General features: G+C 61.2%; 11 protein-coding genes and 3 rRNA genes. 4 read left to right on the plus strand and 10 right to left on the minus strand.

All coding sequences use genetic code 11. The annotated features are described in order from the left end of the window. Positions 1-63 precede the first annotated feature (63 nt). From rrf to rpmB, 6 genes are all read right to left on the minus strand, one after another. A 5S ribosomal RNA gene (gene rrf / locus QFZ23_RS00005) occupies positions 64-180 on the minus strand. A gap of 217 nt (positions 181-397) precedes the next feature. Continuing rightward, positions 398-3,525, minus strand: a 23S ribosomal RNA gene (locus QFZ23_RS00010). A 516-nt stretch (positions 3,526-4,041) separates the two neighbouring features. Further along, positions 4,042-5,567, minus strand: a 16S ribosomal RNA gene (locus QFZ23_RS00015). The 16S, 23S and 5S rRNA genes sit together here, the layout of an rRNA operon. Positions 5,568-6,197: 630 nt before the next feature. After that, a complete protein-coding gene (gene rpsN, locus QFZ23_RS00020; protein WP_003798555.1) occupies positions 6,198-6,503 on the minus strand; it encodes a 30S ribosomal protein S14 in 306 nt (101 codons plus the stop codon). A gap of 4 nt (positions 6,504-6,507) precedes the next feature. Continuing rightward, a complete protein-coding gene (gene rpmG / locus QFZ23_RS00025; RefSeq protein WP_003798558.1) occupies positions 6,508-6,675 on the minus strand; it encodes a 50S ribosomal protein L33 in 168 nt (55 codons plus the stop codon). Beyond that, a complete protein-coding gene (rpmB, locus tag QFZ23_RS00030) occupies positions 6,675-6,911 on the minus strand; it encodes a 50S ribosomal protein L28 (protein ID WP_003798559.1) in 237 nt (78 codons plus the stop codon). Before rpmB ends, rpmG begins: the two co-directional genes overlap by 1 nt. Before the next feature lie 508 nt (positions 6,912-7,419). Here rpmB and QFZ23_RS00035 point away from each other — a divergent pair. Genes QFZ23_RS00035 through QFZ23_RS00045 form a run of 3 tightly spaced genes read left to right on the plus strand, consistent with a single transcriptional unit; the run spans position 7,420 to position 10,218 of the window. Then, entirely contained in the window at positions 7,420-8,886 is a 1,467-nt protein-coding gene (locus tag QFZ23_RS00035; RefSeq protein ID WP_306919934.1) for a ferredoxin reductase family protein, read from the plus strand. After that, the gene (locus tag QFZ23_RS00040) at positions 8,883-9,419 is read left to right on the plus strand and encodes an FMN-binding protein (RefSeq protein ID WP_306919935.1); all 537 of its coding nucleotides are present in this window, start codon (positions 8,883-8,885) and stop codon (positions 9,417-9,419) included. The genes QFZ23_RS00035 and QFZ23_RS00040 overlap by 4 nt, the downstream gene beginning before the upstream one ends. 37 nt (positions 9,420-9,456) lie before the next feature. Beyond that, complete coding sequence (locus tag QFZ23_RS00045; RefSeq protein ID WP_306919936.1) at positions 9,457-10,218, plus strand: FAD:protein FMN transferase; 762 nt, start codon at positions 9,457-9,459, stop codon at positions 10,216-10,218. 43 nt (positions 10,219-10,261) lie between these two features. Here QFZ23_RS00045 and QFZ23_RS00050 read toward each other — a convergent pair whose 3' ends face one another. Further along, on the minus strand, positions 10,262-11,023 hold the full coding sequence (locus QFZ23_RS00050; RefSeq protein WP_306919937.1) for an SGNH/GDSL hydrolase family protein: 762 nt from the start codon (positions 11,021-11,023) through the stop codon (positions 10,262-10,264). A 72-nt stretch (positions 11,024-11,095) separates the two neighbouring features. Further along, a complete protein-coding gene (locus QFZ23_RS00055; RefSeq protein WP_306919938.1) occupies positions 11,096-11,581 on the minus strand; it encodes a MarR family winged helix-turn-helix transcriptional regulator in 486 nt (161 codons plus the stop codon). A gap of 98 nt (positions 11,582-11,679) precedes the next feature. Between QFZ23_RS00055 and QFZ23_RS00060 the strand changes: the two genes are divergently transcribed. Continuing rightward, positions 11,680-11,964 (plus strand): YciI family protein, encoded by a 285-nt coding sequence (locus tag QFZ23_RS00060; protein ID WP_306919939.1) that lies wholly within the window; start codon positions 11,680-11,682, stop codon positions 11,962-11,964. A gap of 54 nt (positions 11,965-12,018) precedes the next feature. On the opposite strand, the gene QFZ23_RS00065 is transcribed toward QFZ23_RS00060, so the two are convergent. Beyond that, the gene (locus tag QFZ23_RS00065) at positions 12,019-12,207 is read right to left on the minus strand and encodes a hypothetical protein (protein WP_306919940.1); all 189 of its coding nucleotides are present in this window, start codon (positions 12,205-12,207) and stop codon (positions 12,019-12,021) included. A 103-nt stretch (positions 12,208-12,310) separates the two neighbouring features. Next, positions 12,311-13,135 (minus strand): SGNH/GDSL hydrolase family protein, encoded by an 825-nt coding sequence (locus tag QFZ23_RS00070; protein WP_306919941.1) that lies wholly within the window; start codon positions 13,133-13,135, stop codon positions 12,311-12,313. Between the last annotated feature and the right edge of the window lie 117 nt (positions 13,136-13,252).

Here is a 13,252-nt window from a genome sequence, read left to right on the forward strand (position 1 = left end):
GCTTAAATGCGGGAGAGCCCCGACCATGGCTGGTTGGGGCTCTCGACCGTTTTTCTAATGGTTGTCCGGCGGTGACCTACTCTCCCACACCCTCCCGGGTGCAGTACCATCGGCGCTGTGGGTCTTAGCTTCCGGGTTCGGAATGGGACCGGGCGTTTCCCCCACGCTATGACCGCCGTAACCCTTGCTCCTCCGCCGCGGCCGGGCCGTGACGGGGAAATCTTTGTGGTTACAACCTTCCTGCCTGGTGAGGCAGGTGTGGTGTTGTTATTCAATTTTATCGGTTCTCAAGCAACGGGTTTGTTGGTTGGGAACCACATAGTGGACGCAAGCAGTCTTGTTATCTTTTTACCATCCCTGGTTGCAAACGCTTTTGAATCCGTTTGCGGGATGGTGTGTGGTGTAAGTTATCGGCCTATTAGTACCGGTCAGCTTCACGAGTCGTTAGTCCTCGCTTCCACATCCGGCCTATCAACCCAGTGGTCTGGCTGGGGGCCTCTCACACACAAGGTGTATGGAAATCTCATCTCGAAGCGAGCTTCCCGCTTAGATGCTTTCAGCGGTTATCCCATCCGAACGTAGCTAATCAGCGGTGCACTTGGCAGTACAACTGACACACCAGAGGTTCGTCCGTCCCGGTCCTCTCGTACTAAGGACAGCCCTTCTCAAATTTCCTGCGCGCGCAGCGGATAGGGACCGAACTGTCTCACGACGTTCTAAACCCAGCTCGCGTACCGCTTTAATGGGCGAACAGCCCAACCCTTGGGACCTACTCCAGCCCCAGGATGCGACGAGCCGACATCGAGGTGCCAAACCATGCCGTCGATATGGACTCTTGGGCAAGATCAGCCTGTTATCCCCGAGGTACCTTTTATCCGTTGAGCGACGGCCATTCCACAATGTACCGCCGGATCACTAGTCCCGACTTTCGTCCCTGCTCGAGATGTCTCTCTCACAGTCAAGCTCCCTTGTGCACTTACACTCGACACCTGATTGCCAACCAGGCTGAGGGAACCTTTGGGCGCCTCCGTTACTTTTTAGGAGGCAACCGCCCCAGTTAAACTACCCATCAGGCACTGTCCCTGACCCGGATTACGGGCCGAAGTTAGATGTCCAAAGTGACCAGAGTGGTATTTCAACGATGACTCCACCCGAACTGGCGTCCGGGCTTCAACGTCTCCCACCTATCCTACACAAGCCACTCCGAACACCAATACCAAACTATAGTAAAGGTCTCGGGGTCTTTCCGTCCTGCTGCGCGTAACGAGCATCTTTACTCGTACTGCAATTTCGCCGAGTTTATGGTTGAGACAGCGGGGAAGTCGTTACTCCATTCGTGCAGGTCGGAACTTACCCGACAAGGAATTTCGCTACCTTAGGATGGTTATAGTTACCACCGCCGTTTACTGGGGCTTAAATTCTCAGCTTCGCCCTTGCGGACTAACCGGTCCTCTTAACCTTCCAGCACCGGGCAGGAGTCAGTCCGTATACATCGTCTTGCGACTTCGCACGGACCTGTGTTTTTAGTAAACAGTCGCTTCCCCCTGGTCTCTGCGGCCCCGATCCCCTCCCGGTCGCTAGTACCGTTCAAGGTTGGGGCCCCCCTTCTCCCGAAGTTACGGGGGCATTTTGCCGAGTTCCTTAACCATAATTCTCTCGATCGCCTTAGTATTCTCTACCTGATCACCTGTGTCGGTTTGGGGTACGGGCGGCTAAAACCTCGCGCCGATGCTTTTCTAGGCAGCATAGGATCACCGAATCCCCCCTTTACGGGAGTCCCGTCAGATCTCAGGCACATGAACAGCGGATTTGCCTACCGTTCGCCCTACATCCTTGGACCGGGACAACCATCGCCCGGCTCGGCTACCTTCCTGCGTCACACCTGTTAATACGCTTGCCTCCCAGGATCAGGTCCCGCGCTCCACCAAAAACCGCACACCACAAGGGTGATTGGTCAGGTCTCGGGCGGTTAGTATCCCCTGTTCAACATGGGCGGTTTTTCGCCGGTACGGGAATATCAACCCGTTGTCCATCGACTACGCCTGTCGGCCTCGCCTTAGGTCCCGACTTACCCAGGGCAGATTAGCTTGACCCTGGAACCCTTGATCATCCGGCGGACGGGTTTCTCACCCGTCTTTCGCTACTCATGCCTGCATTCTCACTCGTGTAGGCTCCACCGCTGGTTTACACCGCGACTTCACCGCCCACACGACGCTCCCCTACCCATCCACACTCCTGAACCACAAAGGCTTGGAAAATATGTGAATGCCACAACTTCGGCGGTGTACTTGAGCCCCGCTACATTGTCGGCGCGGAATCACTTGACCAGTGAGCTATTACGCACTCTTTTAAGGATGGCTGCTTCTAAGCCAACCTCCTGGTTGTCTTCGCAACTCCACATCCTTTCCCACTTAGCACACGCTTAGGGGCCTTAGTTGGTGGTCTGGGCTGTTTCCCTCTCGACTATGAAGCTTATCCCCCACAGTCTCACTGCTGCGCTCTCACTTACCGGCATTCGGAGTTTGGCTGACGTCAGTAACCTTGTAGGGCCCATTAGCCATCCAGTAGCTCTACCTCCGGTAAGAAACACGCAACGCTGCACCTAAATGCATTTCGGGGAGAACCAGCTATCACGAAGTTTGATTGGCCTTTCACCCCTACCCACAGCTCATCCCCTCCATTTTCAACTGAAGTGGGTTCGGTCCTCCACGACGTCTTACCGTCGCTTCAACCTGGCCATGGGTAGATCACTTCGCTTCGGGTCTAGATCACGCCACTGCAACGCCCTGTTCAGACTCGCTTTCGCTACGGCTTCCCCACACGGGTTAACCTCGCGACGTAACACTAACTCGCAGGCTCATTCTTCAAAAGGCACGCCGTCACAGCTACAAGGCTGCTCCGACGGATTGTAAGCACACGGTTTCAGGTACTGTTTCACTCCCCTCCCGGGGTACTTTTCACCTTTCCCTCACGGTACTGGTCCGCTATCGGTCATTAGGGAGTATTTAGGCTTATCAGGTGGTCCTGACAGATTCACACGGGATTTCTCGGGCCCCGTGCTACTTGGGATACTCATCAAAGGCGGCGCACAGCATTACGGTTACGGGGCTCACACCCTCTACGGCCGGCCTTTCAAGACCGTTCACCTATACCAGCACTCACACCTCCCCGGTCCGGCAGAACCAGGACAACAAGTCCCACAACCCCGCCCATGCAACGCCCGCCGGCTATCACACATGGGTCGGTTTAGCCTGATCCGCGTTCGCTCGCCACTACTAACGGAATCACTGTTGTTTTCTCTTCCTGCGGGTACTGAGATGTTTCACTTCCCCGCGTTCCCTCCACGCACCCTATGTGTTCAGATGCGGGTCACCAGATCACTCGCGCGTCTGGCGGGGTTTCCCCATTCGGACACCCTGGGATCACAGTCCGGTTATCGACTCCCCCAGGCTTATCGCAGATTCCTACGTCCTTCTTCGGCTCCTAATGCCAAGGCATCCACCGTGTGCTCTTAAAAACTTGACCACAAAAGATCAAAAAACACTTTCGAGAGAACCACGGAAACCAACCCCACACCCCGAAAGATGCACGGCCAGATCCAGGTTCATATTCTTGGAAATTGCTTCTTATAAAAGATGCTCGCGTCCACTATGTAGTTCTCAAACAACAACCCCGTACCACACACCCCACACACAACCCCAAAAGGTCAACCGTGCGATCGGTGCAGCCAGGAAACCAGAAACACAAGTCCCGGAAAACAGGCAGCCAAAACCACCCCTCCCCCGGCCCTGTTGCCTCAGGACCCAACAGTGTGCCAAACACAAAACCACACAACCCCCGCCCCCGCCGTTCCAGGACAGCCACCCACAAGGGGCACACCATCCGTACTGAACCAGGACAAAAACCATGCAGCCGCTATTTGCTGATATTCCACCCATGAGCACCCGCCGCAGAACAATCGCCTGCGCAACGGGCCTTTACTCCTGACAACCCCCCCCACACCCGCATACACGGGGCAAGGGAACTGTAGGTGCTCCTTAGAAAGGAGGTGATCCAGCCGCACCTTCCGGTACGGCTACCTTGTTACGACTTAGTCCCAATCGCCAGTCCCACCTTCGACGGCTCCCTCCCACAAGGGGTTAGGCCACCGGCTTCGGGTGTTACCAACTTTCGTGACTTGACGGGCGGTGTGTACAAGGCCCGGGAACGTATTCACCGCAGCGTTGCTGATCTGCGATTACTAGCGACTCCGACTTCATGGGGTCGAGTTGCAGACCCCAATCCGAACTGAGACCGGCTTTTTGGGATTAGCTCCACCTCACAGTATCGCAACCCTTTGTACCGGCCATTGTAGCATGCGTGAAGCCCAAGACATAAGGGGCATGATGATTTGACGTCGTCCCCACCTTCCTCCGAGTTGACCCCGGCAGTCTCCCATGAGTCCCCACCACTACGTGCTGGCAACATGGAACGAGGGTTGCGCTCGTTGCGGGACTTAACCCAACATCTCACGACACGAGCTGACGACAACCATGCACCACCTGTGAACCGGCCCCAAAAGGAGAAACCACATTTCTGCGGCGGTCCGGTCCATGTCAAGCCTTGGTAAGGTTCTTCGCGTTGCATCGAATTAATCCGCATGCTCCGCCGCTTGTGCGGGCCCCCGTCAATTCCTTTGAGTTTTAGCCTTGCGGCCGTACTCCCCAGGCGGGGCACTTAATGCGTTAGCTACGGCGCGGAAAACGTGGAATGTCCCCCACACCTAGTGCCCAACGTTTACGGCATGGACTACCAGGGTATCTAATCCTGTTCGCTCCCCATGCTTTCGCTCCTCAGCGTCAGTTAATGCCCAGAGACCTGCCTTCGCCATCGGTGTTCCTCCTGATATCTGCGCATTTCACCGCTACACCAGGAATTCCAGTCTCCCCTACATCACTCTAGTCTGCCCGTACCCACCGCAGATCCGGAGTTGAGCCCCGGACTTTCACGGCAGACGCGACAAACCGCCTACGAGCTCTTTACGCCCAATAATTCCGGATAACGCTTGCGCCCTACGTATTACCGCGGCTGCTGGCACGTAGTTAGCCGGCGCTTCTTCTGCAGGTACCGTCACTTTCGCTTCTTCCCTACTGAAAGAGGTTTACAACCCGAAGGCCGTCATCCCTCACGCGGCGTCGCTGCATCAGGCTTTCGCCCATTGTGCAATATTCCCCACTGCTGCCTCCCGTAGGAGTCTGGGCCGTGTCTCAGTCCCAGTGTGGCCGGTCACCCTCTCAGGCCGGCTACCCGTCGTCGCCTTGGTGAGCCATTACCTCACCAACAAGCTGATAGGCCGCGAGTCCATCCAAAACCACAAAAGCTTTCCACCCCCCACCATGCGATGAGGAGTCATATCCGGTATTAGACCCAGTTTCCCAGGCTTATCCCAGAGTCAAGGGCAGGTTACTCACGTGTTACTCACCCGTTCGCCACTAATCCCCGATGCAAGCACCGGATCATCGTTCGACTTGCATGTGTTAAGCACGCCGCCAGCGTTCATCCTGAGCCAGGATCAAACTCTCCGTTGAAGAAAAACAGACACAACCAACACCCCCGGAAATAACAGGAACGAAGGCTGCACAAAATTTGAAACCAGCCAAAAACACCAGGCCACACCACGGGGGTGGGCAGCCCGGCAAATTCAACCAATTTAATAAAAAATCGGTATCAACAAACTTGGCACACTATTGAGTTCTCAAACAACAGACACACCCGGCACCACCCAAACCAACGTTCAGGATCGCTCCGGAGCAACTTTTCAAACTTACCCGGTCCGGCGAAGCTTTGCAAATCAGCGTTTCCGCGAATTTCGCTTGCAGGGAGGTCCCCGGCCCGTCTGCGGCACACTGCTTAGTGCACCATTTTTCAGGCTGTTTGAAAGGGGTCGGTCGCTATTTTTCCGCTTCAGCGGCGGCGACTCGAAATACTTTACAGGCCCAGGAGCGCGTATGCAAACCAGCTCCGATGGCATCGGAGAACCCGTCATTCCGGGGAAAACAGGTTCCAACCGCCGAAAAAGAGGGACCGACGTCGTAATTCGATCCTGTGCGCTCCATCACGCCCGGGCCCCACGCAAAAAAGAGCCACTAACGCAAAGGAGGGCCGGCAACCATATGGTTGCCGGCCCTCCTCAAGCAGCTGGAATCAGCGGTGCTGGATTACCAGGAAGACTTGGTGATGCCCGGGAGCTCGCCGCGGTGAGCCATGTCGCGGAAGCGAACACGGGAGATACCAAACTTCTGGAAGGTACCGCGCGGACGGCCGTCGATGATGTCGCGGTTACGCAGACGGATCGGGGAGGCGTTGCGGGGCAGCTTCTGCAGGCCGAGGCGTGCAGCTTCGCGTGCTTCGTCAGTCGCGTTCGGGTCAACCAGGGTCTTCTTCAGCTCGAGGCGCTTAGCAGCGTAACGCTCAACGATGACCTTGCGCTGCTCGTTGCGAGCAATCTTGGACTTCTTAGCCATGTGTTTAGCGCTCCTCTCGGAATTCGACGTGCTGGCGGATCTTGGGGTCGTACTTCTTCAGGACCAGGCGGTCCGGATCGTTACGACGGTTCTTGCGGGTTACGTAGGTGTAACCCGTGCCCGCGGTCGACTTGAGCTTGATGATCGGACGTACGTCCTTGTCCTTTGCCACTAGAGCTTCACTCCTCGTGCCAGGATGTCGGCGACGACAACGTCAATGCCGCGTACGTCGATGGTCTTGATGCCCTTTGCAGAGACCTGCAGAGTGACATTGCGGCGCAGGGACGGAACCCAGTAGCGCTTCTTCTGGATGTTCGGGTCGAACCGGCGCTTGTTGCGGCGGTGCGAGTGCGAAATGCTGTGTCCAAAGCCCGGCTCGGCTCCGGTCACCTGGCAGTGTGCTGCCATGACGACTCTCCTCTGAAAAAATGAATGAAACGGCTGGCAGAGTTCTGCTTCACCGTGCGGCAGGCGGCGTCCGCATCCAGCCTCAGGCGTCCGCGCGTTTCAACACCGGCGAACCGGGTTTACTGCGGCGGAATACGATGAGCCACGAACACTTGGCAATGGAAGCCACTGCGAAGTGCCGGGATACTGGGCGAATACAGGAATGCACGCAACTTGAGCCCCTAACTACCGGCCCCCGGGACTGTCAATACTGCCAACAGCCACCGCAAACCGGAGCAATTGCACACGCTCCGCGCCACCTAGCGCCAACCAAGTCTACGAGACACGCGAATTAAAGACCAATCCGGCGGGCAAACGGTGTATGGGGCCCCGTGGACCGGCGGCCCTCCGGCCGTCCCGCCGTCCCGCCGTCGAGAGGGCCTCCCTCGAGCGGGCCTCCCTCCCAAGACATATCCGTAAAGAAGGCTCCTCACAGCAAAGTCAAAGACTCGGGGCGGAATCTGGAGCCATGAACACACAGCTCTTGCCCTCCCCCGGGACCGGCACCCCGACGCGTCCGGCCCACGGGCCTGCTCCGGTTCGGGAGACCGGCCGCTTCGCCGGCCAGCACCGGCGCAGGCTCCTCCGCGCCGATGCCCTGGCCGTGACGGCCTGGTCCTCGTTGGCCGCTTCGGTTGCGCTTTGGCTTGCCGACGGCGGCCTGGCGGCGTCGTCCTCGCCGGCCGGAATGATCACGGCGCTGGGCATTGTTGCCGGCCTTGCCGGCATGGACCTCGTGCTGCTCATGCTGCTGCTGGCCGCCAGGATCCCGTTCATCGACAGCGCGGTGGGGCATGACCGGGCGCTGGAGTTTCACCGGAAGCTGGGGAAACCCTCGCTGTACCTGCTGCTGGCCCACGGCCTCCTCATCGCGGTGGGCTACGGCATGGCAGAAGGGCTCGACCCGGTCAGCGAAGCTGCGGCGCTCTGGGTGCTGGTGCCCGACATGTGGCTCGCGTTCATCTCCCTGGCACTCTTCATCGCGGTTGTTGTCACGTCCCTGGTGGCGGTCCGCCGGCGCTTCCCGTACGAATTCTGGTACGCCGTGCACCTGCTCACCTATGCTGCGGTGCTCGCCTCGCTGCCGCATCAGTTCAGCGTGGGCGGGCTGTTCGCCGTGGGCACCTGGCAGCGCTGGTACTGGCTGGCCATCTGCATCGCCACAGGGGCCGCCCTGCTGTACTACCGGATCATCCAGCCTGTGCGGGCAACCTTCAGGCATCAACTCACAGTTGAGCGCGTCACCTCTGTGGCCCCAGGGGTGGTCAACATCGAAATGAGCGGCCTGCAGCTAGGTTCGCTGGCCGGCAACGGCGGGCGGTTCTTCATCTGGCGCTTCCTCGCCCCGGGGCTGTGGTGGCATCCGCATCCGTTCAGCCTGTCTGCGGAGCCGATGCGGACCGGGCCTGATGGGCACGGGAGAGTGCGGATCACGGTTCGTGATCTCGGCCGGGGATCGGCGCAACTGCTGAGGCTGCGGCGCGGAACGAAGGTCGCCGTAGAAGGGCCGTACGGACTCTTCAGTTCAGCCGCGCGCAGCAAGGACCGTGTGGTGATGATCGGCGCCGGCATCGGTATTACGCCGTTGCGGGCCCTCCTGGAGAACACCCCTTTCGCCCCCGGCCAGGCGACGGTTCTGCTCCGCGGGCACAGCAACCAGGAGCTCTACCTGGGCGAGGAAATTCTCGAACTGTGCCGGCAGCGCGGCGCCACCCTGTTCCACCTGACCGGCGGACGGGACCCCGGCTCACCTGACAGCTGGCTTCCGGCCGCCGAGCACCGCGCCGGGTACTCGCTGGAGGACTACGTTCCGGAAATCGCCCACGCCGACGTCTATGTATGCGGGCCCTCACGGTGGGCGGGCAGCGTCCTGAAGGCTGCCCGCGCCGCTGGCGTCCATGAAGATCAGCTCCATCACGAAAGGTTCGACTGGTGAGAATCAGAGCTGCAGTTTCAGCCGCCTTGGCTTCGGCCGGCATCCTCCTGGTCGGCTGGCAATCAGGTGTCCATGTGGCCGATACACGCAGCGCGGTTGCGGCCGCAGCAACGGGAAATCAGGCTTCGGAGGCGGGAACCACGGACAACAGCGGCACCGGATCATCAACATCGTCCGGGACGACAGGCAGCTTGGGAGCGACGGGCGCATCCGGCGCGGCGGGAGCCGCTGGCGCCGCCGGTGCGGCGGCCAAGGCCGGCGGCACTTACGACGGCGATGCGGTCCAGACCCGATTCGGCACCGTGCAGGTCCAGATCACCGTAAAGGCCGGGCAGATCACCGACGTCACGGCGCTGAAACTCACCGACGCCGAGGGCCGGTCCGTGCAGATCAGCAATTACGCCGCCCCCATTCTTCGCAGCGAAGTGCTCCAAGCACAGTCCGCCAACGTTCAGACCGTGGGTGGCGCGACCGTGACCAGCGACGCCTACCTCACCTCCCTCCAGGCGGCCCTTGATGCAGCAAACCTCTGAGACCACCCACCGCCTCCGGGCCCGGACTTTTACCTGCATGGGGACCGTCATCAGCCTGACTGTCCCCGCGGACGCGCACAAAGCACCCCAGGCTGCGGCTGATGAGCTGGAAGCGGCGACCGCCGTCGTCGAACGCCTTTTCACTGAACTGGACAGCATCTTCAGCCTCTACCGCCCCGGTTCGGAGGCGAGCAGGCTGGTGCGCGGCGAACTCGCGCTGCCGGAGGCTTCCGCGGAAATGCGGGCGCTATATGAGGAGGCGGCCGAGTGGAGGCTCCTCACGGAGGGTGCGTTCACGCCGGAACGTCCGGACGGGGCGCTGGATCTCTCCGGAATCGTCAAGGGGCACGCCATCAGGGAAGCCGGCATGTCGCTGGTGGCGCTCGGGATGGCCAACTGGTGCCTAAACGCCGGCGGGGACGTGCTTGTCAGCGGCTCCCCCAATCCCGGCACCGATGTGCCCTGGCGGGCGGGGATTGTCGATCCGGCGGACCGGAGGACCCTGCTGGCCGGTTTCCCGCTGGGGGGAAAGACGGCCGACGGGGGGACCCGGGCGGCGCTGGCCACCTCCGGTTCCGCTGAACGCGGGGATCATATCTGGAGCGTCACGGCCGGAGCCGCGGAATTCCGGCAGGTCTCCGTGGCCGCAGCGGATGTGGTCACCGCCGATGTGCTGGCAACCGCGATCGTGGCCGGCGGGGTCCCCATGCTCAACCGCGGCACCGCCATGTGGGACATCGAGGCGCTGGCCGTAGGTGCAAATGGCGGGCTGCTGGCGACGGGTGGGTTCCGGCGGTAGTTTCGGCTCGCACCGGGATCGAATCGGGCGGCGGGCCCGCCCGCTAGAGCCGGGAGAGCTGGGCGTACCTGGGCCGGAGGTTGTCGCCGGAGGACTTGCCCGTGACCCGCCGGACCACCCACGGCGCGGCAAATTCCCGGACCCAGCGGGCGTTAGCCCTTAGCGCCTCCGCCTTGCTGAGCTCCGGGACGGGGGTCATCGGCGGAACCTCGATGGAGTGCTCGTGTTCGAGGACCGTCAGGACGCGCTTGGCCATGTTGGCGTGGCCGGCGGCGGACATGTGCATCCGGTCCTTCGCCCACATGCCCCAGTCGTAGTATTCGTTGAAGCGCCAGTAGTCCACCAGCAGGGCTCCGTGGTCCCCGGCGATGCCACGCACCAGTTCGTTGTAGATGGCCGTACGCCCCCTCATGGTGCCGAAGACCTTCGAGCCCCGCGCGTCGAAGCCCGTGAACAGCACCACGGTGGCGCCCGCGGCCGCGAGCTTCCCCACGGCTTTTTCGTAGTCCGCGAGCAGGTCGTCGATGTCGATCTTGGGCCGGAGAATGTCGTTGGCGCCCGCGTAGAGGGTCACCAGCGTGGGATTGAGCGCGATGGCGGCGTCCACCTGCTCGTCCAGGATCTGCCGCAGCTTGCGGCCGCGGATGGCGAGGTTGGCGTAGCCGAAGCAGGGGTCAGCCGCGGCCAGCTGCTCCGCCACCCGGTCAGCCCAGCCGCGGACCCCGTTGGGCCGCGTCGGGTCGTCGTCGCCCACGCCCTCTGTGAAGGAATCTCCGAGGGCGACGTAGCGGGCCGTGAAATCCATGGGAGCAAGTCTGCCACCCGTTGCCGGGAGCAACCAAGACAGCTCCGCGGTGCAGGTGTTGCCTGGGTGCTGCTACTGCTGCCGCTCGCGGAGAATCCAGTGATTGCCGTCCAGGCGGGCCACAATCTTTTCGCCGATGCGGGCGAGGTCCGCAACATCACGCTCTGTCAGGGCATCGAGAAACAGCGAGCGCACGGATTCGACGTGGCCGGGCGCCAGCTCCACGATGGTGGACATGCCCTCTTCGGTGAGGTGTGCGGTGGTGACGCGGGCATCGCCGGGATGTGGCCGGCGTTCCACCCAGCCGCGGTTCTGGAGCTTGGTGACCACATGGGAGAGCCGGGACAGGGAGGCGCTGGTCCGTGCCGCCAGCTCGCTCATCGGCAGGAAGCGCCCGTCGGCCTCGGAGAGCATCGCCAGCACGTTGTAGTCGAACAGCGACACCTTGCCGGCGGCATGCAGCTGGGTATCAAGCGACGCGGGCAGCATGGTGTTGATGCTCAGCAGGGCAAGCCATGCCCGGCGTTCATTGGCGTTGAGCCAGCGCGGTTCGGTCATTACTCCATCCTAGGAGAACTGACGCTTGACGGTTCAAGGCCGGTTCCGGCGGCGGCGAGTCGCCGGGCGGCCAAGGCTCTGGCGGTAGGCTGGCCGTCATGTACGTAGTTTCCCTGACCTACAAAGTTGCCCAAGAGATCGTGGACCAGCACCTGGATGCCCACGTGGACTGGCTGAAGGGTGCCTTTGACGAAGGCGTCTTCATCGCCGCCGGGCGCAAGGTTCCGCGCACGGGAGGCGTGCTTCTCTCCAAGGCCGACCGTCCCACACTCGACGGGTCCTTGGCCAAGGACCCGTTCAACGTGCACGGCATAGCCGACTTCGACGTCATGGAGTTCGCCGCAAACCGCACTGCGCCGGGGTTCGAGAACCTGCTGGACTAGCTCGGGCAGCAGAACTAGCCCACCTTTGAGGCCCCGGACGCGCTGCCCGGGGCCTCAACAGGCGGAATGCGGGTCCAACGTTGCCGCGCCGCCGTTGCCGCCTTCACCTGCCGAGCGGAATTTGAGGTGCTCCGGCCGGATGGAGACGGCATAGTTTTCGCCTTGGACTCCGCGGTCTACAACCCGTGCCGTACCCAGCCCGCCAAGGTCCACCAGGGCCTCGATGCCGTTGCGTTCCAGCACGGTGCAGGGAATGAAGTCAGTGCCGCAACACTAGCTGTGATGTTGCACACAAGTCAACGGTTGATTACAGGGGCACCAGTCAAGCCGCTAATCGGGAGGAGCCCTACTGGTCCACCAGCTTCTTCAGGCCGCCTTTGCGCGGAACTTTCACAGGCCGGGGCCATCGCGGGCTGAGGTTGTCACCCAGCGTGACGCCGCGGAGCTTCCTTCCGAAAAGGGGAAACACCCAGTCGTTCACCCAGCGCCGCTGCCGCCGTTCCCAGTCGCGGAGGGTCATCCTGGCCGGGGGCTCCCACTCCTTGAGGCTGATCTTGTGCGGCACGCCCAGGTGGTCGAGGACCTGCGCCGCCAGGTATTTGTGGCCTGCCTTGGACATGTGCAGCCGATCCGCATCCCACATCCGGCTGTCATGGAAGGCCTCAAAGCACCAGTAGTCCACCAGGACGGCCCCGTATTTGGCTGCAAGTTCACGCACCCGCTGGTTGTACACGGCGTTCCGCTTCTTCAAGGGCTCCAGCACGGCGGACACTTTGACGTCGAAACCAGTGAACAGAACCAGAGTGGCGCCGGTCGCAGCCAGCCTGGCGACGAGGGCTTCGTACTGCGCCATAAGGACATTGATGTCCGTTCCGAAGTCCAGGATGTCGTTGCCGCCGGCATAGAGGGTGATGAGCGTGGGCTCCATGGCCAGCGCCTGCTCCAGCTGCTCATCCACGATGTGGCGCAGCCGCTTGCTCCTGATCGCCAGGTTGGCGTAATGCCAGCCGGGTTCTGCCTTCGCCAGCTTCTCCGCCACGCGGTCCGCCCAGCCGCGCACGCCGTTCGGCATCCGGGAACTCCGGTCGCCCACGCCTTCGGTGAAGGAATCCCCTAGGGCAACGAACACCCGCCGCCGGCCACGGTCCGGAAGCAATGGAGAGACACTCACCCCGACAAGCTACACACATGGAGCGACACCCGGGGAAACCGTAGATGAACGCCACATTTTCCCTGGCAGCTGAGGAAGCGTCCGGGGTCAGGCGACGAAAGCTGAGGAAGCGTCCGG

The organism is Arthrobacter globiformis, assembly GCF_030818015.1.
In the GTDB taxonomy this organism is placed as follows: Bacteria; Actinomycetota; Actinomycetes; order Actinomycetales; family Micrococcaceae; genus Arthrobacter; species Arthrobacter globiformis_C.

Coding starts and splice junctions, on each gene's coding strand:
- rpmB (WP_003798559.1), bottom strand. CDS start 6,911: ATGGCAGCACACTGCCAGGTGACCGGAGCCGAGCCGGGCTTTGGACAC.
- QFZ23_RS00045 (WP_306919936.1), top strand. CDS start 9,457: ATGGGGACCGTCATCAGCCTGACTGTCCCCGCGGACGCGCACAAAGCA.
- QFZ23_RS00060 (WP_306919939.1), top strand. CDS start 11,680: ATGTACGTAGTTTCCCTGACCTACAAAGTTGCCCAAGAGATCGTGGAC.
- QFZ23_RS00055 (WP_306919938.1), bottom strand. CDS start 11,581: ATGACCGAACCGCGCTGGCTCAACGCCAATGAACGCCGGGCATGGCTT.
- QFZ23_RS00050 (WP_306919937.1), bottom strand. CDS start 11,023: ATGGATTTCACGGCCCGCTACGTCGCCCTCGGAGATTCCTTCACAGAG.
- rpsN (WP_003798555.1), bottom strand. CDS start 6,503: ATGGCTAAGAAGTCCAAGATTGCTCGCAACGAGCAGCGCAAGGTCATC.
- QFZ23_RS00035 (WP_306919934.1), top strand. CDS start 7,420: ATGAACACACAGCTCTTGCCCTCCCCCGGGACCGGCACCCCGACGCGT.